This window comes from Martelella sp. FLE1502 (assembly GCF_053484255.1).
In genome coordinates, this window is record NZ_JBAKFQ010000001.1 from 257,673 (window position 1) to 283,873 (window position 26,201).

25 protein-coding genes are annotated in these 26,201 nt (G+C 62.7%); 10 read left to right on the plus strand and 15 right to left on the minus strand.

Annotated features, from left to right (window positions below; genetic code table 11):
* Positions 1 to 135: 135 nt before the first annotated feature.
* Positions 136 to 1,932 carry an ABC transporter transmembrane domain-containing protein gene (locus tag V6767_RS01190; RefSeq protein ID WP_448471738.1) on the plus strand — a complete coding sequence of 599 codons (1,797 nt, stop codon included), beginning with the start codon at positions 136 to 138 and terminating at the stop codon, positions 1,930 to 1,932.
* Here V6767_RS01190 and V6767_RS01195 read toward each other — a convergent pair whose 3' ends face one another.
* Positions 1,933 to 2,808 (minus strand): DMT family transporter, encoded by an 876-nt coding sequence (locus tag V6767_RS01195; RefSeq protein ID WP_448471739.1) that lies wholly within the window; start codon positions 2,806 to 2,808, stop codon positions 1,933 to 1,935. It abuts the gene before it with no gap.
* Between the two features lie 285 nt (positions 2,809 to 3,093).
* Here V6767_RS01195 and V6767_RS01200 point away from each other — a divergent pair, with 285 nt between their 5' ends.
* Positions 3,094 to 3,285 (plus strand): CsbD family protein, encoded by a 192-nt coding sequence (locus V6767_RS01200; protein WP_448471740.1) that lies wholly within the window; start codon positions 3,094 to 3,096, stop codon positions 3,283 to 3,285.
* A gap of 135 nt (positions 3,286 to 3,420) precedes the next feature.
* On the opposite strand, the gene V6767_RS01205 is transcribed toward V6767_RS01200, so the two are convergent.
* The 6 genes from V6767_RS01205 to V6767_RS01230 all read right to left on the minus strand — a co-directional run bounded on the left by V6767_RS01205 (position 3,421) and on the right by V6767_RS01230 (position 9,563).
* Positions 3,421 to 4,452, minus strand: coding sequence for a peptidoglycan -binding protein (locus V6767_RS01205; RefSeq protein ID WP_448471741.1), 1,032 nt, complete (start codon positions 4,450 to 4,452; stop codon positions 3,421 to 3,423).
* Between the two features lie 2 nt (positions 4,453 to 4,454).
* Entirely contained in the window at positions 4,455 to 5,489 is a 1,035-nt protein-coding gene (locus tag V6767_RS01210) for a flagellar motor protein MotA (RefSeq protein WP_448471742.1), read from the minus strand.
* A 155-nt stretch (positions 5,490 to 5,644) separates the two neighbouring features.
* Positions 5,645 to 6,442: an inositol monophosphatase family protein gene (locus V6767_RS01215; protein ID WP_448429689.1), complete on the minus strand. Its 798-nt coding sequence runs from the start codon at positions 6,440 to 6,442 to the stop codon at positions 5,645 to 5,647.
* A 109-nt stretch (positions 6,443 to 6,551) separates the two neighbouring features.
* Positions 6,552 to 7,724: a GGDEF domain-containing protein gene (locus V6767_RS01220; RefSeq protein ID WP_448471853.1), complete on the minus strand. Its 1,173-nt coding sequence runs from the start codon at positions 7,722 to 7,724 to the stop codon at positions 6,552 to 6,554.
* Positions 7,725 to 7,825: 101 nt separating this feature from the next.
* On the minus strand, positions 7,826 to 8,908 hold the full coding sequence (locus V6767_RS01225; protein WP_448471743.1) for a tetratricopeptide repeat protein: 1,083 nt from the start codon (positions 8,906 to 8,908) through the stop codon (positions 7,826 to 7,828).
* Between the two features lie 7 nt (positions 8,909 to 8,915).
* The gene (locus tag V6767_RS01230; RefSeq protein ID WP_448471744.1) at positions 8,916 to 9,563 is read right to left on the minus strand and encodes a thiamine phosphate synthase; all 648 of its coding nucleotides are present in this window, start codon (positions 9,561 to 9,563) and stop codon (positions 8,916 to 8,918) included.
* A gap of 90 nt (positions 9,564 to 9,653) precedes the next feature.
* Here V6767_RS01230 and V6767_RS01235 point away from each other — a divergent pair, with 90 nt between their 5' ends.
* The gene (locus V6767_RS01235; RefSeq protein ID WP_448429697.1) at positions 9,654 to 10,412 is read left to right on the plus strand and encodes a sulfite exporter TauE/SafE family protein; all 759 of its coding nucleotides are present in this window, start codon (positions 9,654 to 9,656) and stop codon (positions 10,410 to 10,412) included.
* 42 nt (positions 10,413 to 10,454) lie between these two features.
* Here V6767_RS01235 and V6767_RS01240 read toward each other — a convergent pair whose 3' ends face one another.
* From V6767_RS01240 to V6767_RS01250, 3 genes are all read right to left on the minus strand, one after another.
* On the minus strand, positions 10,455 to 10,721 hold the full coding sequence (locus V6767_RS01240) for a DUF2312 domain-containing protein (RefSeq protein ID WP_018066314.1): 267 nt from the start codon (positions 10,719 to 10,721) through the stop codon (positions 10,455 to 10,457).
* A gap of 100 nt (positions 10,722 to 10,821) precedes the next feature.
* Positions 10,822 to 11,127, minus strand: a complete 306-nt coding sequence (locus V6767_RS01245; RefSeq protein WP_448471745.1) for a DUF1244 domain-containing protein — start codon at positions 11,125 to 11,127, stop codon at positions 10,822 to 10,824.
* Between the two features lie 20 nt (positions 11,128 to 11,147).
* The gene (locus V6767_RS01250; protein WP_448471854.1) at positions 11,148 to 11,927 is read right to left on the minus strand and encodes an N-formylglutamate amidohydrolase; all 780 of its coding nucleotides are present in this window, start codon (positions 11,925 to 11,927) and stop codon (positions 11,148 to 11,150) included.
* A 164-nt stretch (positions 11,928 to 12,091) separates the two neighbouring features.
* Between V6767_RS01250 and V6767_RS01255 the strand changes: the two genes are divergently transcribed.
* The gene (locus V6767_RS01255; RefSeq protein WP_448471746.1) at positions 12,092 to 12,595 is read left to right on the plus strand and encodes a DUF1036 domain-containing protein; all 504 of its coding nucleotides are present in this window, start codon (positions 12,092 to 12,094) and stop codon (positions 12,593 to 12,595) included.
* Positions 12,595 to 14,034, plus strand: a complete 1,440-nt coding sequence (gene pyk / locus V6767_RS01260; RefSeq protein ID WP_448429703.1) for a pyruvate kinase — start codon at positions 12,595 to 12,597, stop codon at positions 14,032 to 14,034. Before V6767_RS01255 ends, pyk begins: the two co-directional genes overlap by 1 nt.
* A gap of 301 nt (positions 14,035 to 14,335) precedes the next feature.
* On the opposite strand, the gene V6767_RS01265 is transcribed toward pyk, so the two are convergent.
* Together V6767_RS01265 and V6767_RS01270 are read right to left on the minus strand one after the other, a co-directional pair.
* Positions 14,336 to 14,770, minus strand: coding sequence for a DUF1489 family protein (locus V6767_RS01265; RefSeq protein WP_448471747.1), 435 nt, complete (start codon positions 14,768 to 14,770; stop codon positions 14,336 to 14,338).
* Between the two features lie 53 nt (positions 14,771 to 14,823).
* Entirely contained in the window at positions 14,824 to 16,236 is a 1,413-nt protein-coding gene (locus tag V6767_RS01270; RefSeq protein ID WP_448471748.1) for an L-serine ammonia-lyase, read from the minus strand.
* A gap of 569 nt (positions 16,237 to 16,805) precedes the next feature.
* Between V6767_RS01270 and V6767_RS01275 the strand changes: the two genes are divergently transcribed.
* Positions 16,806 to 17,516: a DUF599 domain-containing protein gene (locus V6767_RS01275; RefSeq protein ID WP_448471749.1), complete on the plus strand. Its 711-nt coding sequence runs from the start codon at positions 16,806 to 16,808 to the stop codon at positions 17,514 to 17,516.
* Positions 17,513 to 18,439: a DUF1624 domain-containing protein gene (locus tag V6767_RS01280; RefSeq protein WP_448471750.1), complete on the plus strand. Its 927-nt coding sequence runs from the start codon at positions 17,513 to 17,515 to the stop codon at positions 18,437 to 18,439. Before V6767_RS01275 ends, V6767_RS01280 begins: the two co-directional genes overlap by 4 nt.
* Positions 18,440 to 18,463: 24 nt before the next feature.
* Here V6767_RS01280 and V6767_RS01285 read toward each other — a convergent pair whose 3' ends face one another.
* Together V6767_RS01285 and mgtE are read right to left on the minus strand one after the other, a co-directional pair.
* Positions 18,464 to 18,853 (minus strand): MerR family transcriptional regulator, encoded by a 390-nt coding sequence (locus V6767_RS01285; RefSeq protein WP_448471751.1) that lies wholly within the window; start codon positions 18,851 to 18,853, stop codon positions 18,464 to 18,466.
* Between the two features lie 55 nt (positions 18,854 to 18,908).
* A complete protein-coding gene (gene mgtE, locus V6767_RS01290; RefSeq protein ID WP_448471752.1) occupies positions 18,909 to 20,327 on the minus strand; it encodes a magnesium transporter in 1,419 nt (472 codons plus the stop codon).
* A 477-nt stretch (positions 20,328 to 20,804) separates the two neighbouring features.
* Here mgtE and V6767_RS01295 point away from each other — a divergent pair, with 477 nt between their 5' ends.
* The 3 genes from V6767_RS01295 to V6767_RS01305 all read left to right on the plus strand — a co-directional run bounded on the left by V6767_RS01295 (position 20,805) and on the right by V6767_RS01305 (position 25,349).
* The gene (locus tag V6767_RS01295) at positions 20,805 to 23,375 is read left to right on the plus strand and encodes a putative bifunctional diguanylate cyclase/phosphodiesterase (RefSeq protein ID WP_448471753.1); all 2,571 of its coding nucleotides are present in this window, start codon (positions 20,805 to 20,807) and stop codon (positions 23,373 to 23,375) included.
* 595 nt (positions 23,376 to 23,970) lie between these two features.
* The gene (locus V6767_RS01300) at positions 23,971 to 24,114 is read left to right on the plus strand and encodes a DUF1127 domain-containing protein (RefSeq protein WP_018066572.1); all 144 of its coding nucleotides are present in this window, start codon (positions 23,971 to 23,973) and stop codon (positions 24,112 to 24,114) included.
* A 122-nt stretch (positions 24,115 to 24,236) separates the two neighbouring features.
* Positions 24,237 to 25,349, plus strand: a complete 1,113-nt coding sequence (locus V6767_RS01305; RefSeq protein WP_448471754.1) for a pyridoxal phosphate-dependent aminotransferase — start codon at positions 24,237 to 24,239, stop codon at positions 25,347 to 25,349.
* A gap of 36 nt (positions 25,350 to 25,385) precedes the next feature.
* Here V6767_RS01305 and V6767_RS01310 read toward each other — a convergent pair whose 3' ends face one another.
* Positions 25,386 to 26,084, minus strand: coding sequence for a glutathione S-transferase N-terminal domain-containing protein (locus tag V6767_RS01310; protein WP_448471755.1), 699 nt, complete (start codon positions 26,082 to 26,084; stop codon positions 25,386 to 25,388).
* Between the last annotated feature and the right edge of the window lie 117 nt (positions 26,085 to 26,201).

Here is a 26,201-nt window from a genome sequence, read left to right on the forward strand (position 1 = left end):
TGAATAAACAAAGCCGTGAGACCTCAAAAAGGCCACGGCTGTCGAAAAGGTTGCGGTCGCTATACAGGAACGTGAGGCGAATAACAAGAGCCGCCGAAAGCAATATCGGTGACCGGCGGAAACGAGGAAAATCCATTGAGCCGAAATGAATCATCCGGGGGCGAAAGGATACGCGCGCTGAGCCCGCTTGCCGGCCTGCTGCCCTATATCCGCGCCTATCGCGGGCTTGTCGCGGGCGCGCTGACCTTCCTTTTGACGGCCTCTCTCGTCACGCTCGCGCTGCCGATCGCGGTGCGCCGGGTCATCGACCACGGCTTTTCCGATTCCGACGCCCAGTTGATCAACAATTATTTCCTCGTGCTCGGCCTCATGGCGCTGGCGCTCGGGATCTCGAGCGCGCTGCGCTATTTCTTCGTGATGATTCTCGGCGAGCGCGTCGTGACCGACCTGCGCCGCGACGTGTTCGACAATGTCGTGCGGCTCTCCCCCGCCTTCTTCGACGTCAACCAGTCGGGCGAGATCGTCTCGCGGCTGACCGCCGATACGGTGCAGATCAAGTCGGCCTTCGGCGCGACCGCGTCGATCGCGCTGCGCAATCTGATCATGGGTATCGGCGCGCTGGCGATGATGGTCTACACCTCGCCAAAGCTCTCGGTGATGGCCATTGCCGCGATCCCGATCGTGGTGCTGCCGCTGATCGCGGCCGGCCGCAATGTCCGCTCGCGCTCGCGCGCCGCCCAGGACGAACTTGCCGATGCCACTGCCTTTGCCGGCGAGGCAATCGGCGCGACCCGGACGCTGCAGGCGTTCACCGCCGAGGCGATGGCCGGCCGGCGTTACGGCTCGGCGGTCGAGCACGCCTTTGCGGCGGCCCGCAAGACGCTCAAGGCGCGGGCCGCGCTGACGGCGGTCGCCATCAGCCTGGTGTTCTGCTCGATCACCGCCATCCTCTGGTTCGGGGCGCAGTCGGTTCTGGCGGGCACGATGTCGGGCGGCACGCTCGGCCAGTTCCTGCTCTATTCCGTGCTCGCCGCCGGCGCGCTCGGCCAGCTTTCGGAAGTCTGGGGCGAACTCTCGCTGGCAGCGGGTGCTGCCGAACGCCTGACCGAGCTTCTCCACGAGCAGCGCCAGATCGCGGCGCCCGAAAATCCCCTCCCCCTGCCCCAGCCCGCCGCCGGCGCGCTCGCCATCGAGAACGTCGCCTTCCGCTATCCGACGGGCGGCGCGAAGGCCGGGGCGCTATCGGGCGTCTCGCTCCATGTTCAGCCGGGCGAGACCGTCGCCGTCGTCGGCCCTTCCGGCGCGGGCAAGAGCACGCTGTTCTCGCTGCTCCTGCGCTTCTACGATCCCGATCAGGGCCGCATCACCCTTGACGGTCTGGATCTGCGCGATGTCGACCCCGAGGCGCTGCGCGAACGGTTTGCAATGGTGCCCCAGGATGTCGCGATCTTCGCCGCAAGCATCCACGACAATATCGCGCTGGGTCGGCCGGATGCGAGCCGCGAGGCGGTCCGCGCCGCCGCCATCGCCGCCCAGGCCGACGGCTTCATCTCGAAACTCGAGAATGGCTATGACACCATGGCCGGCGAACGCGGCATCACGTTCTCCGGCGGCCAGCGCCAGCGCATCGCGATCGCCCGCGCCGTGCTGCGCGATGCGCCGGTGTTGCTGCTGGACGAGGCGACCTCGGCGCTCGACGCGGAAAGCGAAATCCTGGTGCAGCAGGCGCTCGGCACGCTGATGCAGGGCCGCACCACACTGGTGATCGCCCATCGACTTGCCACCGTGCTCTCCGCCGACCGGATCGTGGTCATGGACGAGGGCCGGATCGTCGAGGAAGGCCGGCACGAAACGCTGGTGAAGAAGAACGGCCTCTACGCCCGACTCGCTCGCCTGCAGTTCGATGTCGAGACCGAGCGACGCGCTGGGTAGTTACTCTGCTTTTGCCGGCCCGGACGGCATGAAAGTCGCGAGGAAAATCAGCGCGATTCCCGCCCAGACAATCGGGCTCGGCCATTCACCGAAGACCACGAGACCGATCAGCACCGCCATCGGCAGGGCGGTGTGCAGCGCGGGCGTCAATTGCACCGCATCCGCCATCGAGAATGCCCGCAGCATGCAGTAATTGCTGGCATTGACGAGCGCGGCCGAGATGACGAACAGGCCGAAATCGCCGCCGCTCATGCCCGACCAGTAGAACCAGGCCGGGATCGCGGCGATGGCGGCCATCAGCACATACATCCAGAACAGCGCCGGCACCGTCGCCTCACTCATCGCCACCTGCTTCAGCACGACATTCTTGAGCGCGAGCGCGATCGCGGCAGCGACCGCCACAAGGCCAGCGACCTGAAAGGTCTCCGTGCCGGGACGCAGGATCAAGAGCGCGCCGGTGAGGCCGAGACCGACCGCGAACCACCGCCGCCAGTCAGCGCGCTCCTTCAACAGCACGATCGCCAGCGGAATGAAGAACAGCGTCTCGAGCTGCAACAGCGTCGCCGCGACCGTGAACGGCAACAAAGAGAGCGACGTCACGATCAGGAAGCTGACGACGACGCCGATGAGAGCGCGCAGCACCAGAAGCCGCGGCCCGATAATGCGAAAGCCCGCCGCGCCGCGACCGAGCGCCACCGGCAACATCATCAGCGCCGCCAGGCCGTATTGCATGAACATCACCACCACCGGCGCGTGGCGGTCCGTGAGCGTCTTGGAAAACGTGTCGACGAGGGTAAACGAGGCGACGCCGCCGATCATCAGAAGGGTAGCGACAAGACGCATACTGGGCCGCCGGGCGGCGCTGAACATGGACATGGCTTCTCCTGTCAAAGCAATATGGGATGCTTCCTGGAGGAGCCCTCGTCCGCTTGACAGGAAGATCAGCGCAGGAAAAGCGCGATGGTGGGGCGCAAGCGCCTCGCCATCCTTGCGGAGACGGCACAATAGAAAAGGCAGCTTTGGAAGGCAAGTACCTCGGCCCGCCTTCGCCCGGATCGAACGAATGAGAACCCCGACAGCCTTTTGTTGAAGCTCACGGAACCGACCGGCCCGTACATCCGTTTTAAGCGGCGGAACGATCATGTTCCGGAGGAACACAAAATGAGCAGCACTTCAGACAAGGTTAAGGGCAAGGCAAATGAAGTGGCCGGCAAGGCGCGCCAGAGTGTAGGCGATGCCACCGGCAACAACGAGACGAAGGCCAAGGGCGCAGCACAGGAAGCCAAGGGCCACGCCCAGCAGGCCAAAGGCAAGACCAAGGAAGCGGTCAAGAAGACCGTCGACAAGGCCTGAGCTCAGCCAAAGCAGTGACACAAAGCCCGTAGCTCTTTGCAGAGCTGCGGGTTTGTTTTTTTGGAGCCGATAGCGTCCCGCCAGAACAGCTTTTCCTCGCACGCTCGACTGCAAGAAACTGCCACTGCCGGAGCTCTACCGCTCCGTCAGCTTGAACTCGATACGGCGGTTCTGGGCGCGCGCTTCGGGCGAGTTGCCCTCCGCGATCGGCTGGTATTCGGCAAAGCCTGCCGCCACCAGCCGGTTTGCCGGAACGCCCTCGGAAATCAGGTAGCGCACCACGGCATTGGCACGCGCCGAGGACAGTTCCCAGTTATCGGCGAACTGGCCGCCGGGGCGGATCGGCACGTCATCGGTATGGCCGTCGACGCGCAGGACCCAGTTGATGTCCTCGGGAATTTCCGGGACGATCTCGAGCAGCGCATCGGCGAGCTTGCCGAGTTCGACGCGGCCGTCATCATTGAGCTCGTCCGATCCGGACGGGAACAGCACTTCCGACTGGAACACGAAGCGGTCGCCGACGATGCGGATATTCTCGCGATCGGAGAGGATCTGCCGCAGCCGCCCGAAGAAGTCCGAGCGATACCGGTTCAGCTCCTGCACCTTCTGCGCCAGCGCGACATTCAGCCTGCGGCCGAGATCGGCGATCCGCGCCTGCGAGGCCTCGTCCTTCGCCTCGGAGACCTCCAGCGCCTCCTCGACGGCGGCAAGCTGGGCGCGGAGCGCCGCGATCTGCTGGTTCAAAAGCGCGATCTGGTTCTGCGCGCGCGCCGAAAGCTGGCGCTCGGCCTCAAGGTCTTCCGACAGCGCGTTGATCTGCGCGTTCGCGCTGTCGCTTGCGCCAGCACCTGCATCCAGCAGCGCCTGCAGGCGGCTGCGCGCGGCCTCCGCAGATGACAGCGATGCCTGCAGCGAGGCGATCATGTCCTCGGCGTCCTGGGTATTGCCCTTTTCGAGCGCCAGAAGCTGGGTCAGTTCGGCGATCTGGCTGTTCAGCCGGTTCAGCACCTCATCCTTGCCGGAGATTTCGCGCGTCAGGATGAACTGCCCGATCACGAACACGGTGAGCAGGAACATGATCGCCAGCAGCAGCGTGGCGAGCGCATCGACAAAGCCCGGCCAGTAATCGACGCTGCGATTGGAACGGCGGTTGCGGGCAAGCGCCATGATCAGCGATCCCCGAGCTTGTCAGTCAGGCGTTGCAGGGTGCGGCGCAGCTCCTGGGATTCTTCATGTTGCGCCTCGATCCAGTCGCGCAGCATCTGCTGCTCGTTGCGCATGTTCTTGACGACGCCCTGAATGCCTTCGGCAAGCTGGGCCATTGCCGGCACCGAGCCTGCGCCAGAGCCGTTCTCGGCGATCCGGCGCAGTTCCTCGGCCAGAATTTCGAACTGTTCGCTGGAGCCGCTGGCAACGCCCTCGAGCGCCGGTGCGAGGTCGGAGGTCACATCGGTGACCGAGGACAGCCAGTTCTCGAGTTCCATGTAGAAACGGTTCTGCGCGCGGCCGGCCTGAAGATCGAGGAAACCGAGTACGAGCGAGCCTGAAAGGCCGAGCAGCGAGGATGAAAACGCCGTGCCCATGCCCGAGAGCGGCCCGGACAGGCCTGACTTCAGCGCATCAAGGACATCGGAGGAATCGCCGGCATTCGGGTCGAGATTCTGAATGATGTCGCCGATCGAGCCGATGGTGTTGAGCAGGCCCCAGAAGGTGCCGAGCAGGCCGAGAAAGACCAGAAGGCCGACGAGATAGCGCGAGGTATCGCGCTGCTCGTCCAGCCGGGTTGCGATCGAATCGAGGATTGAGCGCAGCGAGGTGGTCGACAGCGACATGGTCTGGCGGCTGCCGATCAGCGCGCGCATCGGCGCCAGCAGCTTGGGGTCGCGCCCGACGCGGTCGGCGCTGCCGGCGGCGCGGAAGGAATTCAGCCAGCCGACCTCGCGGCGCAGCGCCAGCACCTGCGAAAACACCATCAGGATGCCGATCAGGAGCACGCCGAGGATCAGCCCGTTAAGACCGGGATTGGTCATGAATGCGGTGTGGGCCTGGCGGTAGAGGATGGCGACGCAGAACCCGATCAGGATCAGGAAGATGACCATCGTCCAGACAAAGGACATCGGGCTCGACATCTTCTGCGCGTAGCCCGGACGCGGCGGGGCGCGCCGGTCATCATGCTCGAGTTCGAAATCCGACATATTCGCCAATTCCTCCGCTCTGCGCTCGACTTCGGCTCGGCCGAAAGCGGCTTGTGCTACAGTCTGCCGCCCCCGCCCACACCCGTGGGCCGGAAGCGACCGGCTCTGCAACCTCTATTCGAAAACGACGGCGATTTGAAGGGCGCGGCGCAAAACCGCAAAGCCTATTTTTCGAGGCGGCGCTGAAGCTGGTCGTAAAGCGCGATGCGGATCATCTCGTTGCCGGCAATCACGCTGCCGGTCTCGAGGCATTGCTGTCCGCCCTTCATGTCGGAAACGAAACCGCCCGCCTCGCGGATCATGATCAGGCCCGCCGCCATGTCCCACTGGTTCAGCCCCTCTTCCCAGAAGCCGTCCATGCGGCCCGCCGCGACATAGGCAAGATCGAGCGATGCGGCGCCAAGACGTCGAATGCCGGCGACCTCGCCCATCACATGGCGCAGTTCGACGAGAAACTTGCCGTGGTGGCCGCGACCGAGATGGGGAACGCCGCAGCCGACGACCGCGTCGGAGAGTTTCCGCCGAGCCGAAACGCGGATCCGGCGGTCGTTGCAGAACGCGCCGCCGCCCTTTTCGGCAACGAACAGCTCATCAAGCGCGGGGTTGAAGATAACGCCGGCGACGACTTCGCCAGAGCGCTCAAGCGCAACCGAAACGGCGAACTGCGGGATGCCGTGCAGAAAATTGGTGGTGCCGTCGAGCGGATCGACGATCCAGCGGTGCTGGCCGTCCGTACCCTTTTCCTCGCCGCCTTCCTCGCCCAGGAAACCATAGGTCGGCCGGGCCCGCATCAGTTCGGTATGCAGGATCTTTTCAGCCTTCAGGTCCGCCTGGGTCACGAAATCGGACGGCCCCTTGACCGAGACCTGCAGGTTCTGAACCTCCCCGAAATCACGCGTCAGCGAGCGCCCGGCTTTAAGGGCAGCCTGCACCATGACGTTGAGAAGAGCTGAACGGGCCATCGGGAAATTTTCCTTGGTTGTGAGCGCCTGCGCGGTGAGCAACGCGCGACGCTTTTGCGACACGGCGGTTCATGATCACAGAACGCGGTGAAATTCAAGGCCCACAGGCCTAAATCGAATCACCCTGAAGCGCTTCGTCGTCGGAACGTTCGGCCTTCTTCGACGATAAATCGAGCACTTCGGTCCGGTTGCGGCCGGCATTCTTGGCGCGGTAGAGCGCCCGGTCGGCATAATCGAGCGCCACCGCCAACCGCGTCTCGCCGGCGGCAAAACCGGCCACGCCGGCGCTAATGGTGATCGAGAATGTCTGCCCTTCGAAGGTAAATTCCAGTTTCTCGATCGTGGTTCGGATCTGTTCGGCCACGCGAAAGCCGTTGTCCACCGTGGTCGCCAGCAGGATGATGGCGATTTCCTCGCCGCCATAGCGCACGGCGAAATCGGACCGGCGGATGCGGGTGACGATCGTTTTTGCCACCTGCTTCAGCACCTCGTCGCCGCGGGGATGGCCATAGCGGTCATTCACCGCCTTGAAGCGGTCGATATCGAACAGGATGACGCAACCATCCTTCTGCTCTCCGGCGGCGGCCTCCCGGTCGATCGTGAATTCGAGCTGGGAGAGCGCCCGCCGATTGTGGAGCCCGGTCAACGGATCGCGGTCGGCATTGAACTCGACATCATGCAGATAGGAGGTCGCGCGTCTCGTCGATTCCAGTGCCGTTCCAAGCAGGACCGTGCCGAGGGTATTGATCACGATCAGCGGCGCGCCGATCACGGCGAACAGATCGAACGCCCGCTCGAACCCCGCCAACAGCAATGACAGGACATAGATGTTGCTGAGACAGCCAAGCAGCAGGAGAGACCGAAAGCGCTGAGTTTTTGGGCCGAAAAGAGCAAAGCCGATCCCGATCGCGCCGGCCATCGCGATCCCGACAACCCCCGCAGCCACGCCAGCGCCGCCGATCCAGATGCGGAACGCTGCCGCGATCACGCTGACAATCAGGCCGGCAAGCGGCCCTCCGAAGACGGCGGAAAGAACCACGAAGACCGCGCGGGTATCGAACACATAGCCGGATTGCGTTTCGATCGCGTTCATCATCGCGGCGACCGCACCCCCGGCAAAAACGACAGCGCTAGCATAGACCCGATGACGGGGCTGACGAACATGGCGAAGGATAAAGCCGTAACCAAGGACAATCAGCGCTCCGAGTCCAAGGCTTGTGATCAATTCACCGACAATATCTAGGCGCCCCAAAAGACTTCCCCCAACCTCCACCAGTCGCACCAATCAAATGTAGCCAACCTGTCATCCCTGAAAATACACAAACTGACGCGCGAGGAATAGGAAAATTGACAGTGGGCCGAGTATTGTTGCAGCGTTTTTGGCTAGTATCTTTGCGCCAGCGCGCGCGAGCGGCGGTCAGCCGCCGCCCTGGTCTCGGCGTCGAGACCGTCGACAAGCTCTTCCATCTCCGGCTCGATCAGCCCCAACCGCCGAACGCTGAGATAGAAGGTCGCCGCCGTTTCCTTGTCTTCGCGCACGCCGATGCCCTGGCTGTAAAGATAGGCGAGCCTGCTCATCGCCGCCGGATTGCCGTTGAGCGCCGCGCGGCGCAGCCAGTCGACGCCCTGCTCGAGATCGCGCGGCATTCCTCTTCCGTTGATCAGCGCCAGCGCGAGATCGAGCTGGGCGGTATCGTGATCGCCATCGGCGGCGCGGCGCAGCCAGAATTTCCAGAGCGCCCTCTTCTCCTCCGGAAGATCGTCCAGAGCCGGATAGATCTGCGACAGCGCATATTGGGCATCGGCAATATCGGCCTCGGCCGATGCCTCGAACCACGGCAAAGCGCGCTTCAGCCCCTCCTTGCCTGGGTTCTGCGCAATCAGCAGGCTGCCGTAATTGAACGCGGCCAGCGGATCGCCGGCTTCGGCGGCCTGTTTCACCAGCGCGCCGCCCTGTTCCTTGTCCGCCTCGTCGTCGGAGGACAACAGCGCCATGCCGTAGCGGTTCAGCGCGAAAGCTTCGCCGCTTTCGGCCGCCATGCGATACCATTCAAGCGCGGGACCGGCCCTTTCTTCGGCAATCAGCTTTCGCTCCACCAGTTCGCCGATCAGGGTTTCCGCGCGCGGGTCCCCGCGTCCGGACCGCTGCAGCGCCGCCTCATACGCTTCATCATAGGCACCGCGCTGATAGGCGCCATAGGCGAGATCGACCGGCCCGTCATAGGCCGGCTCGGGCGGCAGTGCGGGAAGCGCGTCGTCGACCGGCTCGGCAAGCGCGAAGCGATAGGGTGCTGGCCTGTCGGGTTCCAGCCCCGGCGGCAGCAGATGCCCGCCGCCGAAGAGTGAAACCCGGTCGCCCGCCACGAGATCCGGGTCGGTCGCAAACTGCCCCCGCGTCGCGGCAAGGCAAAGGCCAGGCGCAAGCGCCAGCAAAACAGCAGCAGTGACGACGGAACGAGCGCTCATAGCCTTCCTAATCGCCAAAGCGTGGCGCTTTTTCGTCAAGCGCGGCGTTGATCTCGGCCACCATGGCGGCGGGGCCGGCGGGTGCGTCGAAGACGGCCTTTCCGACGGCGACGAATTCCGCGAAGGTCAGCGCCACATCGACAACGCCGGCCGGATCGCTGCCGGCCATCACGATGCAGGGAATTTCCACCATCGAGGCCCACCATTCGCCAAGATCGAGGTTCTTGGGATGGGGTGCTGCATGGGTGTCGCCGTCCAGCATGCCGAAGAACACATAATCCGGGTTTGCCTCACCCGCCTCCAGCGCCGCATGGCGATCCTTCAAACCGCCGACGCCGACGATCATGCGCGGCGAGAACCGCTCCATCGCATCGGCAAGCTCTGCGCCCGAGACATGAATGCCATCAGCCTTCGCGCGTCCGGCAACGCGGGTGTCGCCGGCGATCAGTGCCGCGGCGCCGTGATCCTGGATGATCGGCACCAGTCGTTCGGCGCGGCGCTGGAAGGCTTCAATGTCCTCGCCATATTGCGGCAGGATGACGGAGGCGACGTCGCCGCCGCGCAATGCATCGGCCAGCAGCCGCTGCTGGTCGCCGCCATCGGCCATTTCGGGCACCACCAGCACCAGCCGGCAACGATCCTGTTCGACAGTCATCTCGCTCAATCCCTTTCGCGCCCGTCCCGCGGGTCTCGCCTTCCCCGGATAAATCCGTTAGAGCGGAGTTTCAACAGGTGCTTTGATTTCATGCTTCCCGATCCGATCTTTTATGCAGCGGCAATTCCCGCCGTGATACTCGTGGGCCTCGCCAAGGGCGGCATGGGCGGCGCCCTTTCGCTGCTGGGCGTGCCGATCCTCACCTTCGTCGTCGAACCGGCAACAGCGGCCGCGGTGATGCTGCCGATCCTGATCGTCATGGACATCGTGGCGCTGTGGACCTGGCGTCACTATAACCACTGGCCGACGCTCGTGATGCTGCTGCCCGGCGCGCTGATCGGGACGGCGCTCGGCTGGTACACTTTCTCGACGGTTCCATTCGAGCTGACACGCATGCTGGTCGGGATCGCCACGCTCGCCTTTGCCGGCAAATATTTCTACGACCGCTGGAAGCCGGGCGAGAAGATCGAAAAGCCGGCCGCTCCGCAGCGACCGGTCGCCGGCACCTTCTGGGGCGGCATTGCCGGCTATACCAGCTTCATCTCGCATTCCGGCGGCCCGCCCTTCCAGATCTACACATTGCCGCTGAAGCTCGATCCGAGAAGCTATACCGGCGCGAGCGTGCGCTTCTTCGCGATCGTCAATTTCATCAAACTGCCGCCCTATTATTTCCTCGGCGAACTCGGAGCGCCCAATCTCACCGCCTCGGCAAGCCTGCTGCCCTTCGCCGTGATCGCGACGATCGCGGGCGGCATGATCATAAAGCGCATGCGGATGGAAGTGTTCTATCCGCTGATGTACGCCATGGCGGGGCTTGCCGGGCTGAAACTGGTGCTGGACGGGTTTTAGCTCGTCAAGGAAAAGCGTGTCCGGCTGAAACGCCGGAGCCGCCTACTCTTCTTCCGGCGCGCGGATCATGCCGAGCGCGATCATGTAGGTATCGAGCACGGCTTCTTCTTCCATGCGCTCCTGCTCGTCCTTCTTGCGCAGCGCGATGATCTTGCGCAGCGCCTTGGTGTCGAAGCCGGTGCCCTTGGCCTCGGCATAGACATCCTTGATGTCGTCGGCGATCGTCTTCTTTTCTTCTTCCAGACGTTCGATCCGCTCGATGATCGAACGCAACTGATCGCGCGCTATGCCGTGTGCGTCGTCGGCCATGCTCAACTCCTTATGTCACAGAAAAATACGTGGGGCCCTGCCTGCCGAAAACCGCGTGAGAGGTCAAGGCCGATAATGCGGCGGGGACCGATTGTTCCACTCAATCACGCGGTCTCGACGCTTCGAACGCGGCCTTCTGGCTGTCAGACGCCTCGCTCTGGTGGCGGGCCTTCCATTCGTCATAGGGCATGCCGTAGATGATCTCGCGCGCCTCATCCTTGGTCATGGGAATATCATCCTGTTCCGCCGCCTCGCGATACCAGTTGGCAAGGCAGTTGCGGCAGAAACCGGCAAGGTTCATCAGGTCGATATTCTGCACGTCGGTGCGCGCCCCGAGATGGGCGACGAGCCTTCGGAACGCGGCGGCTTCGAGATCGCGCTTCTGTTCTGCGCTGAGCTTTTCCATGATTGTCTCCGTATTGGTTTTCAGGCCCGCGAGGGGAAATGCCGCAGCACGTGCATGTCATCATCGGCATTCAAAGCGGCCAAAATGGGGGCGATCCGCCCCGCCCATAGCGCAACGCCGCCGGCATCGGCGATCAGATCCTGACGCACCTCCAGAAGCGCGTGGGCAATGCCTTTTTCCATGCAGTGCCGGTTCATCGTATCGCCCTTCAGCGCGCCGTCATAGGGCTCGTTGTCGCCAACGATCACGCCTTCGATGGCGGCCAGCGCATCGATCAGTGGACGTACCGCGCGCGGATCGCCGTCCCACAACACGCCAGCATGCCATGGCCGGGCCACACCTTTCCAGAACGGCGTGAACGAGTGCAACGAGATCACCAGCGGCGGACGGCCTGTCGCCTCCGCGGACCGTTCGATCAGCGCGTCGATAGCGTGGTGATAAGGCCGGTGATAGCGTTCAAGCCGCCTTACGCGCTCATCGGCGGAAAGCGGGTGATTTGCCGGAATGATCGCGCCATCGGAGAGCTTCATGATCAGCGTCGGATCATCCTCGCCCCGGTTCGGATCGATCAGCAGACGCGAGAAAGTCGCCATGACGGCGGGACAGCAAAGTTCGGCGGCAAGCGCGCGGGTCAAAGCCTCGATCCCGATATCATAGGCGATGTGGCGTTCGAACACCGAGCGGTCGAGGCCGAGATCGCCATATTCCGCCGGCACAAGGGCCATGGCGTGATCCGCGAGCAGCACCAAACCGCTGTCATATTTCCCTTCTAAAACTTCAAAAGCACACATGTTCGCCATGGATATCCGGTCGGAATTTGCGATAATGGGTGATGGCACACGCGGCCGGCTTTCGGCAAGCGTGTGCTCCGCCATTTGCCTCGCCCGCCGCGGGGCACTATGATAACGCTGTAAATCGATTGAATGCGTTCCCGTCACGGATCGTCCCACGAGATCAGGCTGCCATGCTGTCAACTCAGAAACGTCTTCCCTCCGCCTCCTCCAACAAAGCCTTTGCCGTTGCAGGAAAAGGCCTGACGCTCGCCGGCACGCTTGCCGCCGGGCTGTTCGCCGCCGCCTTCTGGTCGCCGCACGAAGCCCGCGCGGAATTCCGCGTGTGCAACGACACGGCCAACCTTGTCGGCGTGGCGGTCGGCTACCGGGCGGAAGAGGGATGGATCTCGGAAGGATGGTGGCAACTCCCGGCCACCACCTGCGCGACCGTCGTGCCGGGTCCGCTTCAGTCGCGCTACTACTATCTCTACGCCGAGGATGCCTCCGGAAGCGGGCGCTGGACCGGCTATACCAATATGTGCGTCGCCGAGGATGAATTCGAAATCACCGGCGTTCAGGACTGCTTTGCGCGCGGTTACCAGCAGATGGGTTTTAGCGAATATGACACGGGGCGGGAGGAGAGCTGGACCGTCCAGCTTTCCGACACGCCCTCCACCCAGGAAAGTCAGAATTGATGAGACGTCACAGAAAAGTAAAGATTCTCGCCACGCTCGGCCCGGCCTCCTCCGAGGAAGAGCAGATCGAGGCGCTGCACAAGGCCGGCGCCGACCTGTTCCGAATCAATATGAGCCATGCCAGCCACGACCTGATGCGCACGCTGACCAAGCGCATCCGCAATGTAGAGGCGCGCTGCGGCCGCCCGATCGGCATTCTTTGCGACCTGCAGGGCCCCAAGCTGCGCGTCGGCAAGTTTCTCGACGGCAAGGTCGAGCTCGAGGTCGGCCAGACCTTCACGCTCGATGACCGCGACGAGCCGGGCAATGAAAAACGCGTGTTCCTGCCGCATCCGGAAATCCTGCAATCGGTTCAGCCCGGCCATCGCCTCTTGATCGATGACGGCAAGCTTCAGTTGCGCGCCGAAAAGTGCGACGGCAAGAGCATTGAATGCACCGTCGTTGCCGGCACCGGCATTTCCGACCGCAAGGGCGTCAGCCTGCCCGATACGCTGCTCGGCGTCGGCGCGCTGACCGAGAAGGACCGCGCCGACCTCGACGCGGTGCTGGAAACGGGCGATGCCGACTGGGTCGCACTGTCCTTCATTCAGCGCCCTGACGATCTGGCCGAAGTGCGCAAGATCGCGCGCGGTCAGGTGGGGCTGATGTCCAAGATCGAAAAGCCACAGGCGATCGAGCGGATCGAGGAAATCATCGAGATGAGCGACGCGCTGATGGTGGCGCGCGGCGATCTCGGCGTTGAAATGCCGCTCGAAACCGTTCCCGGCCTGCAGAAGAAGCTGATTCGCCTGTGCCGCTCCGCTGGCAAGCCGGTGGTGGTCGCCACCCAGATGCTGGAATCGATGATCGAATCGCCGGTTCCCACCCGCGCCGAGGTTTCCGACGTCGCCACCGCCGTGTTCGAGGGCGCTGACGCAATCATGCTGTCGGCCGAATCAGCTGCGGGGGAATATCCTGTTGAAGCCGTCAGCACCATGGCCTCGATCGCCCGCACCATTGAGCGCGAGCAGCTTTATCCGCAGATCCTCTACGCCCAGCGCCCCCAGCCGGAGGCCACCGGCGCGGACGCGATATCGCTGGCGGCGCGCGAGATCGCCGAAACGCTGAAGCTGACCGCGATGGTCTGTTATACCGCCTCCGGCACCACCGGGCTTCGCGCCGCGCGCGAGCGGCCGAACGTGCCGATCCTGGCGCTGTCGCCGGTGGTCAGGACCGCGCGGCGGCTGTCGGTGGTCTGGGGCCTGCACTGCGTGGTGGCCGACGAGCCGACCGATCTCGAATCCATGGTCGACGGCGCCTGCCGGATCGTGGTTGACGAGGGGATCGGCAAGCCCGGCGACCGGATCATCATCTCCGCCGGCGTACCGCTCGGCACCCCCGGCGCCACCAACATGCTGCGCATCGCCTATATCGGCATGGACGGCCGGTCGGGCGTGTGATGTTTTGAGGCGGCGGCTTTACGGCCGCCGTCCACTCTTATGGGCGCATATTTGCGAGAAGAGCTTGCGGCGTATTCCCAATACTCTCTCCCGCTTGCGGGAGAGATACCCCCGAAAGGGGGAGTGAGGGTGATGCAGCATTTCCAATCGTGAGGGCGATCGCGGGGATGGACTCCCCCCTCACTGCCCCTGTCGGGGCATCTCTCCCCTACGGGGCGAGAAGATTTGGGGGCTTTGCGGTGAGGCGGGAAGCTTGGCTGCAGGCTGTTGGCCTCCGTAAAAACGAAAGCCCCTCCCCGCCCTACAGAAGCCCCAGTTCCGCCAGTTCGGCGCGCAGATCCTCGGGCATATCATCGCCGCCGTCGCCGAAGTCGAGGTCGCGGGGGGCGTCTTCGGGTTTGAGGTAGCGCCAGCCCTGGAAGGGCTTGCGCGGCACCGGGACGGTGTCGATCACCTGGGGGCCGAGGATGAGGTCGCAGCGCTGGATGCCTTGATTGTCGGTGTGATTGGCGATGTCGAGCAGCGTCTGGCGGGCGCGGATCTGGCCGTTGATCACCCAGTAGAGCGAGCCGCCCTCAAGCAGTTCGTCGCGGCGCTTGGGCGTCATTCGCGTGGTGTGGATACTGTGCGGCTCCTGGCCGAGCGCGATCGCAGCCATCGACCGGCGCGACACCCATTCGCGCAGATCGTCGATGCCGGTGGCGCCGACGCAGAGTTTGAGGAGGTTGAGGCTCATGCTCTCATCAAACGCCGGAGGGCTTTCCAGTCAAGGCCGAATCTCGGCGGGCCTCAGCAATCCACCACATTGACGGCAAGCCCGCCGGTGGAGGTTTCCTTGTATTTCTCGTGCATGTCGCCGCCGGTCTGGCGCATGGTTTCGATGCAATTGTCGAGCGGCACGAAATGGCTGCCGTCGCCCTTCAGCGCCAGCGAGGCGGCGGTAACCGCCTTGACCGCGCCGAGCGCATTGCGCTCGATGCAGGGCACCTGGACGAGGCCGGCGATCGGATCACAGGTCATGCCGAGATGGTGTTCGAGCGCGATCTCGGCTGCGTTTTCAACCTGCTCCGGCGTGCCGCCCATGGCGGCGGCAAGCCCCGCGGCGGCCATGGCGGAGGCCGAGCCGACCTCGCCCTGACAGCCGACCTCGGCGCCGGAGATCGAGGCATTGGTCTTGATGATGCCGCCGATCGCCGCCGCCGTCAGCAGGAAGTCGCGGATCGCGGCGGTGCCCATCGGCTTCTGGAACTCGCGGAAATAGCGCAGCGTTGCCGGCACCACGCCGGCCGCGCCATTGGTCGGCGCCGTCACAACCCGGCCGCCGGCGGCGTTTTCCTCGTTGACGGCCATGGCGAACATCGACAGCCAGTCATTGGCCATCATCGGATCGAACTGGTTGGAAAGCCGCGCCTCTGACAGCTTCTCGTAAAGCTTGCCGGCGCGGCGTTTGACCCTGAGGCCGCCGGGCAGTTCGCCCTCGCCTCTCAGCCCGCGATCGATGCAGCCATCCATCGCCTGCCACAGCGAGTCGAGCCCGGCATCGAGTTCGCCGCGCGTCATGCGCGCCTCCTCGTTTGCGCGTTTCATGGCGGCGATGGAAAGGCCGGAGCGGTTCGCCATCTCCAGCATTTCCTTTGCCGAGCGGAACGGGAACGGCGTGTTCTCGTCGGACTTTTCGGCCGCGGGAAAGGCCTTCTGCTCCTTCCAGGCCGCAAGCTCGGTATCGGTGAGCACGAAGCCGCCGCCGATCGAATAATAGACCTGGCGCAGAAGCACATTGCCATCCGCATTGAGCGCGTAGAACGCCATGCCGTTGGCATGCCCCGGCAGCGCCTCCTTGCGGTCGAAAATCACATCCTCGTCGCAATCGAAAAGGTAGGCGGGGTGGCCGGGCGGTTCGACCGCGCCCTTTTGGCGGATCGCGTCGAGAATAGAGTCCATTTCATCCGGGTCGACGCTGTCCGGCCGTTCGCCGGCAAGGCCGAGGATCACGGCGCGGTCGCTGGCATGGCCGACGCCGGTATAGGCGAGCGAACCGTGCAGGCTCACTCTCAGCCGGGATACGACCGTTCCGGCAGGGCGCGGCCAGTCGTTCGACAGGAGCAGCTCAAGGAACCGGTTGGCCGCCGACATCGGTCCCATCGTATGGGAGCTCGACGGGCCGATCCCGATCTTGAAGACTTCGAATACCGACAGAAACAATCCGCCACCTCCACGCACTTCTTCATCCGACGCTTTAAGCCACTCTCATCAAAAACGGCACCATCGCGCAGGCTCTGGACCGACATGATGTGCATGCGTCCACGACATAGGGGAAATATGGCAGGAAAGAAGCGGAAATGAAAACAACGGCGGCCCGCATGGGCAACGCCGTTGTTTCCTCAAATTCCGGGCCGCTCAAACAGCGACGATAAGATAGGCAATTCCGAGAATAGCACCAAAGCCGATGACAGCCCTGAGGGTCACACCCCAACAGGTTTTGTGTGCGGTATCTTCCATGATTACTCCGATTGACATGACCCGGCACGCGCTTGGGAGAATGCGTGCGGATGGTTATCGCTTTATTAAACTGTCACAGAAACTTCAATGGGGGTCCGACGGAAAATTTCGAAAATGTCCGCTTGCAAAGGCAGGGGACAGCGGACAAAACGGTAGCGTCGTGAAGGAAATGTGGTGCATCGTCAACAGGCTGCCCGCTTTTCTTTCATACGAGAACGCACTCTGATATTTATTTTCACGGGGCCATCCGGGGAAGCGCAGGCAGAAAGCTCATGACGACCGTCGACCTATTCGCGCTTCTCTTCTTTCTCGGCTGCTGGTTCCTGTTCGACAGCATCGTCATCGGCCGTTTCCGCCTCGTCTCCCGCCGCAGCCTGACCGAGGTGATGTCGATCCACCGCAAACGCTGGATGCTGAACGCGTTGACGCGCGACCTCAAGATCATCGACACCCAGATCATGGCGGGACTGCAGAACGGCACGGCGTTTTTCGCCTCGACCTCGATCTTCGCGATCGGCGGCTGTTTCGCGCTGATGGGAGAGGCCGATACGGCGCAATCGCTGTTCCAGGACCTGCCGCTGCTGACGCCGAGCACCCGCGCGGCCTTCGAGATGAAGGCGGGTGGGCTTGCCGCGATCTTCGGCTACTCCTTCTTCAAGTTCGGCTGGTCCTACCGGCTGTTCAACTACAACACCATCCTGTTCGGCAGCCTGCCGATGATGGCGGAGACCGAGCGCGACAGGGCAAGGGCCGAACGGTTGGCCGAGCGGATCGCCGAGATCAACATCATCGCCGCGCGACACTTCAACACCGGGCTCAGGGCGATCTTCCTGTCGATCGGCTATCTGGGCTGGTTTCTCGGCCCCTATGTCTTCATCGCCACCACCGCCTTCGTGTTCATGATCTTGATGCGGCGGCAGTATTTTTCGGATGCGCGAGCAACCGTTATTGAAGCCCTTGAGGGCGCGGAGGAAAAGCCTTGAGCGAGACTACAGTTCCACGACGGCGGATCCATGCCATCGACGCCGCGCGCGGAATCGCGCTCGTTGCGATGGCGATCTACCACTTCACCTGGGACCTCGATTTTTTCGGCTATGTCCGGTCCGGTCTCGCGACCACCGGCGGCTGGGCGATCTTTGCCCATCTGATTGCCGGCAGTTTTCTGTTCGTGGCCGGTTACAGTCTGTGGATGGCGCAGGGCGGCGGCATCCGGATGGCGTCGTTCCTGAAGCGCCTCGGGATACTGGTGCTGGCTTCGCTGGCGATCTCCATCGTGTCGTGGTTCACGACGCCGGACGCGGTGATCTATTTCGGGATCCTGCACAATATCGCCGTCGCTTCGATCATCGGGTTGCTGTTCCTGCGCGTTCCGGCGCTTGTGACACTGGTGGTCGCGGCCGTTGCGCTTGTCCTGCCGCACTATGTCAGTTTCGATGCGCTCGACCCGCGCTGGCTCGCCTGGATCGGCATGGCGGCGCATCCGCCTTCGTCCAATGACTACGTACCGCTCCTGCCCTGGATCGGCGCGTTTCTGGCGGGGTTGGCGATCTCGAAGCTCTCGCTCGACTGGCTGAAGCGCCAAAAACAGGTGCCGAAGAACGAAAACATTCTCAACTTCTTCGGCCGCCACAGCCTGATCTTCTATCTGCTGCACCAGCCGATCCTGTTCGGCCTCGTCTATGCCGCCACGCTGGTGGCGCCGCCCGATCCCTCGCCCGCCTACCTCTCCAGTTGCCAGGCGAGTTGCGAGCGCACCGATGACGCCGCTTTCTGCGCGTCCTACTGCGCCTGCACGCTCGATACGCTCAAGGAGGAAGGCCTGCTCGGTCCGCTGATGCGCAACCAGACCACGGAGCAGGACGCCGTCGCGCTCGGTCGCATTTCGATGATGTGCAGCAGTCGTTAACCGCGTTTCGTATTTATAGGAAATTCAGGTGCCGACGCCGATCTCGGCGAGCCGTCCGAGGCAATTTTCCTCGGCGAGATCAAGCTCGTTCATCATCTCGTCGATATCGCGGCGCTTCTGGCGCATCGATTCGCGCCAGGCCTTGATCGATTCCATCGTCCGCTTGAGCTCATTTGTTTCGCTGGGAAGGCCGTGGAACAGGGCCAGCACGTCCTTGATCTCGGAAAGCGACAGACCGATACGGCGGCTGCGAAGGATTTCCTTGACCATCAGCCGCTCGCCTTCGCTGTAAAGCCTCGTTCGACCCCGGCGTTCGGGCTGCAGCAGACCCTCATCCTCATAGAAGCGAAGCGTTCGTGTCGAGACACCAAACTCGCGCGTCAATTCCGAAATCGAATAATGCCTTCTCTGCACGTTCCCGCCCCATACGATATTATTTAAGCACTTCAGAATGTAAGTGCTGACATAACTAGATATTAAACCACCAGGTCGCAATTCCCAAAAATGAGAAAAAACCTATCACATCCGTGGTGGTGGTCACAAAAACCGACGATGATATGGCGGGGTCGGCGCCGGCCCTGTCGAGAAGCAGCGGAATGAGGATGCCGGCCATGGCGGCGGCGAACATGTTGATGATCATCGCGGCGGCCACGACCCCGCCAAGCTGGGGATTGTCGAACCAGTAACCGGCGGCCAGCGCGATCAGGATCGCGAAGGCGAGCCCGTTGAACAGGCCGACGCCGGCCTCCCTTCGAATGATCCGGGCCGCATTGTAGATATCGAGGTCGCGGGTAGCGAGCGCGCGCACCGTTACCGTCATGGTCTGGGTGCCGGCATTGCCGCCCATGGAGGCGACCACCGGCATCAGCACCGCAAGCGCGATCATCTTGCCGATCGATTCGTCGAACAGGCCGATCACGCTGGCGGAGAGAAACGCCGTGCCCATATTGATCAGCAGCCAGCCGAAGCGCGAACGCACCGCGCGCACGATATTATCCGACAGTTCCTCGTCGCCAACGCCGCCCATGCGCTTGATATCCTCTTCGGCCTCCTCGTGGATCACATCGACGACGTCATCGATGGTCAGCACGCCGACGAGACGGTCATTGCTGTCGACCACGGCGGCGGAGAGAAGGTCGTACTGCTCGAACACCTGCGCCGCCTCCTCCTGGTCGAGCTCGGCGGCGATCGGGTGGTTTGTATCGTGCATGATCGCTTCGATCTTGACCTGGCGCTTGGTGCGCAGGATCTGATCGAGATAGACGGCGCCCAGGAGGCGGAATGTCGGATCGACCACGAAAATCTGCGAGAAACTGTCAGGCAGTTCCTCATCCTCGCGCATGTAGTCGATCGTCTGGCCGACCGTCCAGAACGGCGGCACGGCCACGAATTCGGTCTGCATGCGCCGGCCGGCGGAGCTTTCGGGATAATCGAGCGACCGGGCGAAGCGGATCCGCTCGGTAAACGGCAGCTTGGAGAGGATCTCCTCGCGCTCCTCGTCGGCGAGGTCCTCCAGAATGTAGACGGCATCGTCGGAATCAAGCGAGGTCAGCGCGGTGGCGAACTGTTCGGGAGGCAGCGATTCGATGATGTTGAGACGGATCGCCTCGTCGACCTCGGTCAGCGCGGTGAGGTCGAAATCCTCGCCCAGAAGCCGCACCAGTTCCGGACGATTTTCGAAGGACAGCGCCTCAATGACGTCGCCGGTCTCCGATTCGTGGCGGCCCGCGATCTGCTCGCGCAGAAAATCGACGTCGCCTTCTTCGATCGCCTGCTCGATGCGGGCGATGAACTCGGCGCTGACGGCGCCTTCCTCATTGTAGATTTCCAGGAGCGCGTCGCGCGGCGGTTCGTTCTGACCCGGCAATACTTCGTCCAGATGGCTCATTTTTCGATGACCTTTCTGTCTGCAACGCTGCCCCGCGAAGGCGGTTCCCCCGGCGCCCATCTCATAGTGGGTTTCGCGGGCAAATGGAATCGCCGTCTGACAACCTTTTGATGACACGGTTGTGAAATCCCGGTGCGACCGACGCTTTGCGGGAAGAAACGGAGCGATGCCGGCGGACGACCGGCCGTCTCGCGCAACCGACGATGCAACGCCGCGATGGCGCGCTCGCCCTGCCCTTCATCGCCGATTAACCGAGGTGAGGCTTCACGTCCGGCAAGGGGCGAACGCGTTTGACTAAGGGCCGGCGCGCTCCTATCAAAGTGGGGGTCAAAAAGAATGCACGATCGGAGCACATGCTTTGCCAGGCAACGGGACATTGCCGGGTAGCGCGACAAGCTCCAGCCTCCGAAACGGGCAACTGCGCAACAGGGGATTTGCGATGCGATATGGTGCCGGCTTTCTTCAACGGGCGAACCGATGGAGAGGCTGAAGAATGTGAGGAACGTCCACGATCACAGCCGGACAACCCGGCTGCTGACGGCACTCACGATACTGTTCTTCGCCACGCTCGCGATCGGCACCTATGCGGGCGGCGTATTTGTGCGCGAATCGATAAAGGAGGAGCGCCGCCTTCTGGCAGAAGGACGGCTGAGCACCTTCGGCAAGGCGCTGCAGAGCATCTTCCAGGTTTCGATCGAGGGCGGCAAAACGCTTTCGGCGGCGCTTGGCAGCGGCAACGACCATTTCGAAAGCGCGACGAAATCCTATCTGGCAACCGCCCCCTGGACCCAGGCGGTCGTCCTGCAACAGCCGGACCAGACCCCGCTGGTGCTTCCGCAATCAGCGCGCGAGGCGGTTCTTTCGATGCCGCTGCCGCCGAAGGAGCAGACGAGCCAGCAGTTTTTCGGCCCCTACACGCTGCCGGACGGCCAGAAAGGGCTTATCTACAGAATCGAATCAGGTGACGACGTCATCGAACTCGTGATCGGCTTCAGGTCCGTGCTTGAAGCGGTCGGCCTGCTGGAGCTTGCCCACTCGACGCAGTTCTCGGTCGAGGTCGACGGCGCAGGCAAGGCCCAGGCGATTGCCGGAAACGCCAATCTCAACCCGGAAGATACCGTCAATTTCTCCACCCAGATCGGCAATGCCAAATGGACGATCCGAGTCCTGCCTGATCCGCTGAACCAGGGCCCCAACAACTGGAGCCGGATATTTCTGGTGTTTGCCGGCATTGTCGTGCTGGCGTTCCTCACCCCGCTGATCGCCCTGATCATCCTTCTCAGGGCGCGCTTGCGCGACAACCGCCATATCGACGAAAGCATGATGGCGATCGACAATCTTTCGCGCCAGCTTTATGTCGCGCTCAACGCCTCGAATATCGGGTTGTGGGAGCATGACCTCGATTCGGGAGAACAGATCTGGGACGATCAGATCCTGAAACTCTACGGGATCGAGGGTCAGGGCCGTATCCACACATTCGAGGAATGGCGCTCATTCCTGCATCCCGACGACCGTGCGCGGATGAAACGGTTCAAATGGCGTGAAACCGGAGACACCAGCTTCCGTCAGGAATATCGCATCGTCACGCCGGACGGCACCGAGAAGACGCTCCGATCGGCGGGCAATGCCTTCCGCGATGCCGCCGGACGTCGAAAATATGTCGGCGTGAACTGGGATGTCTCCGCCGACAAGGCGCAGCAGAAGGCGCTGACCGAGGCCAAGGCGCGCGCCGAAGCGCAGAACGCCGAACTTGAAAACGCCCGGCTGCAAATGGAAAAGTTCGCGCTTGAGGACCCGCTCACCGGCGTCGCGAACCGGCGGCATTTCGAAAAGAAGCTCGAAGCCGCGCAGAGCGGCGGAACGCTGCGCGAGGGCACCAAACTGGTGCTGATCGACCTCGATGGCTTCAAGACCCTCAACGACACGATGGGCCATGTCTTCGGCGACGACGTGCTGCGTCTGGCGGCGAAAGTCTTCAGCGAAAAGCTTGGCCCCGACGACTTTCTGGCGCGCACCGGCGGCGACGAGTTCGTTGTTCTGATGCCGCCGGAAAGCGATGTCGACGCCTTTACCGACGAACTCGCCAATGCCTTTGCAAGGCCGGTCGAGATCGACGGACGCGCCTGCCGGGTGGGCATCAGCATCGGCATCGCCGTTGTCGATGCCGCGCCGATTTCCGCCAGCGAACTTCTGGTGAAGGCCGACCTTGCGCTTTATGACGCCAAGAACCGCGGACGGGGCCGCACCGTCCACTTTACCCAGGACCTGATGGCGCAGACCTTTGAGATGAAGCGCCTCGCGGACGATCTTCAGGAAGGGCTGGAACGCGGCGAGATCACCGCCTTCTACCAGCCGATCCTCGACAGCAGAACGTCCGAAGTCATCGGCGTCGAGGCGCTGGCGCGCTGGCGGCATCCGGAGCGGGGCATGCTGGAGCCAAAGACCTTCATCGATGTCGCCGAGAAATATAGCCTTCTTCACAGGATTGACGAGATCGTGCTCATCAAGTCGCTCGACATTCTGCGCCGTTGCGAGGCCGAGGGTCTGCCCGTGCCGACGCTTTCCGTCAATGTGTCCGCCCCGCGCCTGCAGGACCCATCCCTTCTGCGGCAACTCAAGGAAGCCGAGCTGCTGCCGGGCAAGCTCCATTTCGAACTGCTGGAATCGATCCCGTTCGATGACAGCGACAACGCGCTGCTGAAGATCGTCAACGAGATCCGCGACATCGGCATCGGTATCGATCTGGATGATTTCGGCTCAGGCTATGCATCGCTGGTGGGACTGACCCAGGTTCGGCCGGACCGGCTGAAAATCGCCGGTCAACTGATCGAGCCGATCATACGCGCACCGGAAAGCCTCTTGATTGTCGAGACGATCGCCAAGATCGCGGAATCCTTTGAAATCACAGTCATCTGCGAAGGCGTTCTGTCCGCCGAGCACCGGGATAAACTCGATGCCATCGGCTGTCATTTCCAGCAGGGCTATTTCTTCGCTCGACCGATGGACGAGACCCAGATCGTTCGCTATCTCGCCCAGCGCCTGCAATAACGGGCCTCTTGCCCACGGCGGAAGCTCCAGACTTCCTGTCTCTCGACAGGTATGCACCTTGTGCATGGCTTCCATGTCAATATGTCACTCCCCAAACCCGCCGGCGCGCGCTATATAAGGGTTAACAGCGCGATCGAGAGACCAAACGGTCGAAACAACGATCCCTGGCCCGGAAACGGGTTACATATTCGAAGCAGCGTGCTCCTCCTCCCATACGCGCTTCGATGGGTTGACGACACTCCTCCTCCCAGTCGTCAGCCAACGCAAATGACGCTCACCGGATCCTCCTCCCCCGGTGGGCGTTATTTTTTTGCCCAATGTTCCCACCTTTTCGCTGAACCCGTCCTGCATTGCTGCATTCAGGCACCGCACTGCGCGGTGATTCTCGTGCGTTCTGAAGCGGCCGTGTAATGCGCTCCATCCGCCTGAAAAATAGCCACAACGCCCTCCATGCACTCGCGATGTGCAACATCACGCACAAATGCATGGCAGTTGCATAAAACTTGCACAACTTTTCCTTCCAAATTCGGGTATACGGACCTCACATAAGAAATCCGGAGCAAGAAGCTCCATAGCGTATCACGAGGAAACACCCATGAACCCGTTCGACCTGACCATGAAATGGTTCTCCTACCGCCGCACCCGCGCCCAACTGCGCAACCTGTCGGCTGAAGAACTCAAGGATATCGGCCTTCTCCCGTCCGATATCGACCGCGTTTCGGCCCGCGCCTTTCGCTAAGCGAACCGCACGCAAGCCATGATCAACGGCGCCTTCGGGCGCCGTTTGCATTTGTGGCGAGAATGCTTGCCATTGGCGGGCGAGTGATTATGTTTGGCCGGATTTCAAACCGGAACGCCCCTATGACCGACTTCCCGCGCTTTACCGCCCTTGCCCAGAACCTGCCCGCGACGGTGCCCTTTGTGGGACCCGAGGCGCTGGAGCGCACCCGGAACTATCCGATCAACGCCCGGCTCGGCGCCAATGAAAGCGGCTTCGGTCCTGCTTCCACGGTGCTGGCGGCGATCCGCGAGGCGGCGGGCGAAATCTGGAAATATTCCGATCCCGAACACCTGTCGTTGCGCCAGGCGCTGGCCGCCCATCTCGGCTGCGGCAGCGAAAACATCGTGATCGGCGAAGGGGTCGACGGGCTGCTGGGCATGGCCGTGCGGCTGATCGTGGAACCCGGCACCACCGTCGTTACCTCGCTCGGCGGCTACCCGACCTTCAACTATCATGTCGACGGCTATGGCGGGCGGCGCATCAACGTGCCCTATGCAGGCGACCGCGAGGATATGGACGGGCTTATCGAAGCGGTGAAGGCGGAAGACGCCACCATGGTCTATTTCGCCAATCCCGATAATCCCATGGGCAGTTTCTGGCACGCCGACGACGTCATCCGCTTCGCCGACGCGCTGCCGGAAACCTGCATGCTGGTGCTGGACGAGGCCTATTGCGAATGCGGGCCCGCCGAGGCCTTTCCCGAAATCTCCCGGTTTATCGACCGCCCGAATATTCTGCGCTTCCGCACCTTCTCCAAGGCTTACGGTCTGGCCGGCGCGCGAGTCGGCTATGCGATCGGCGCGCCGCAGACCATCCGCGCCTTCGACAAGATCCGCAATCATTTCGGCATGCCGCGGTTGAGCCTCGTGGCGGCGGAGGCGGCGCTTGCCGATCAGGCCTATCTGCAGGCGGTGGTGGGCCGCATCATCGCCTCGCGCGAAGAGATCGCCGGCATCGCCCGCGACAACGGGCTGACACCCCTACCCTCGGCCACCAACTTCGTGGCGGTTGATTGCGGCCGGGACGGCGCCTATGCCCGCGCGATCGTAGATGCGCTCGGCGCGCGCGGCGTGTTCATCCGCATGCCGGGCGTCGCCCCGCTCAACCGCTGCATCCGCATCTCCACCGGCCCGCACCGCGACATGCAGCTTCTGGCCGAGGAACTGCCGATCGTGCTGGAAGCGCTCGGCTGAAGCCGGGCGCCCCGGTCCGGGACTTGATCCGGACGCTTATCGGGCCTTCTGGCCGAACAGCACGGATTGCGCGTCCTTGTCGGTGGCGAGGTTCATCTTCTCCCGCTCCGACTGACCGACCGCAATGCCGGCCTGAACGGCCGGGCGGGCCATGACGGCTTCATACCAGCGCTTGAGATGCGGGAAGTCGTTGAGGTCCTGGCCCTGCCCCTCATGGGACCGGACCCAGCCGATCGACGCCATGTCGGCAATCGAATAATCGCCGCCGAGATACTCGACCACCGCAAGCCGCGTGTTCATCACGCCATAGAGGCGGTTGACCTCATTGGTATAGCGGTTGATGCCGTATTCGATCTTCTCCGGCGCGTATCTGCGGAAATGATGGGCCTGACCCGCCATCGGCCCGAGGCCGCCGACCTGCCAGAACAGCCATTCCTCGACAGCCACGCGTTCGCGCTCGGTCTCGGGGTAGAATTTTTTGAACTTGCGGCCGAGATATTGCAGGATCGCGCCCGACTCGAACACCGAGATCGGACCGCCGCCCGGCCCGTCCGGATCGACGATCGCGGGCATGCGGTTATTGGGCGATATCTTCAGGAATTCGGGCTTGAACTGGTCACCCTTGCCGATATTCACATAGTTCACATTATAGGGAACGCCGGCCTCCTCAAGATAGATGGTGATCTTGTAGCCGTTGGGCGTGGGCCAGTAATAAAGTTCAATCGGAGTGGTCATGAAATTCATCCTCTTCGTGTCGTAAAACACCGTTCCAGACGATATAGATCGATATCGAGCCGATAGAAGGCCGACGGGGTTGCAGCAAGTGAGCGCCGATCGGCGGAGAAATGCAAG

Bases quoted from the DNA above. Each gene is read 5' to 3' on its own strand.
- V6767_RS01300 (WP_018066572.1), top strand. From the start codon at position 23,971: ATGAACCCGTTCGACCTGACCATGAAATGGTTCTCCTACCGCCGCACC.
- V6767_RS01275 (WP_448471749.1), top strand. From the start codon at position 16,806: ATGACGACCGTCGACCTATTCGCGCTTCTCTTCTTTCTCGGCTGCTGG.
- V6767_RS01225 (WP_448471743.1), bottom strand. From the start codon at position 8,908: ATGAGCGCTCGTTCCGTCGTCACTGCTGCTGTTTTGCTGGCGCTTGCG.
- V6767_RS01230 (WP_448471744.1), bottom strand. From the start codon at position 9,563: ATGACTGTCGAACAGGATCGTTGCCGGCTGGTGCTGGTGGTGCCCGAA.
- V6767_RS01265 (WP_448471747.1), bottom strand. From the start codon at position 14,770: ATGAGCCTCAACCTCCTCAAACTCTGCGTCGGCGCCACCGGCATCGAC.
- V6767_RS01310 (WP_448471755.1), bottom strand. From the start codon at position 26,084: ATGACCACTCCGATTGAACTTTATTACTGGCCCACGCCCAACGGCTAC.
- V6767_RS01245 (WP_448471745.1), bottom strand. From the start codon at position 11,127: ATGGAAAAGCTCAGCGCAGAACAGAAGCGCGATCTCGAAGCCGCCGCG.
- V6767_RS01250 (WP_448471854.1), bottom strand. From the start codon at position 11,927: ATGGCGAACATGTGTGCTTTTGAAGTTTTAGAAGGGAAATATGACAGC.
- V6767_RS01215 (WP_448429689.1), bottom strand. From the start codon at position 6,442: ATGGCCCGTTCAGCTCTTCTCAACGTCATGGTGCAGGCTGCCCTTAAA.
- mgtE (WP_448471752.1), bottom strand. From the start codon at position 20,327: ATGAGCCATCTGGACGAAGTATTGCCGGGTCAGAACGAACCGCCGCGC.
- pyk (WP_448429703.1), top strand. From the start codon at position 12,595: ATGAGACGTCACAGAAAAGTAAAGATTCTCGCCACGCTCGGCCCGGCC.
- V6767_RS01255 (WP_448471746.1), top strand. From the start codon at position 12,092: ATGCTGTCAACTCAGAAACGTCTTCCCTCCGCCTCCTCCAACAAAGCC.
- V6767_RS01200 (WP_448471740.1), top strand. From the start codon at position 3,094: ATGAGCAGCACTTCAGACAAGGTTAAGGGCAAGGCAAATGAAGTGGCC.
- V6767_RS01235 (WP_448429697.1), top strand. From the start codon at position 9,654: ATGCTTCCCGATCCGATCTTTTATGCAGCGGCAATTCCCGCCGTGATA.
- V6767_RS01195 (WP_448471739.1), bottom strand. From the start codon at position 2,808: ATGTCCATGTTCAGCGCCGCCCGGCGGCCCAGTATGCGTCTTGTCGCT.
- V6767_RS01305 (WP_448471754.1), top strand. From the start codon at position 24,237: ATGACCGACTTCCCGCGCTTTACCGCCCTTGCCCAGAACCTGCCCGCG.
- V6767_RS01205 (WP_448471741.1), bottom strand. From the start codon at position 4,452: ATGGCGCTTGCCCGCAACCGCCGTTCCAATCGCAGCGTCGATTACTGG.
- V6767_RS01240 (WP_018066314.1), bottom strand. From the start codon at position 10,721: ATGGCCGACGACGCACACGGCATAGCGCGCGATCAGTTGCGTTCGATC.
- V6767_RS01295 (WP_448471753.1), top strand. From the start codon at position 20,805: ATGGAGAGGCTGAAGAATGTGAGGAACGTCCACGATCACAGCCGGACA.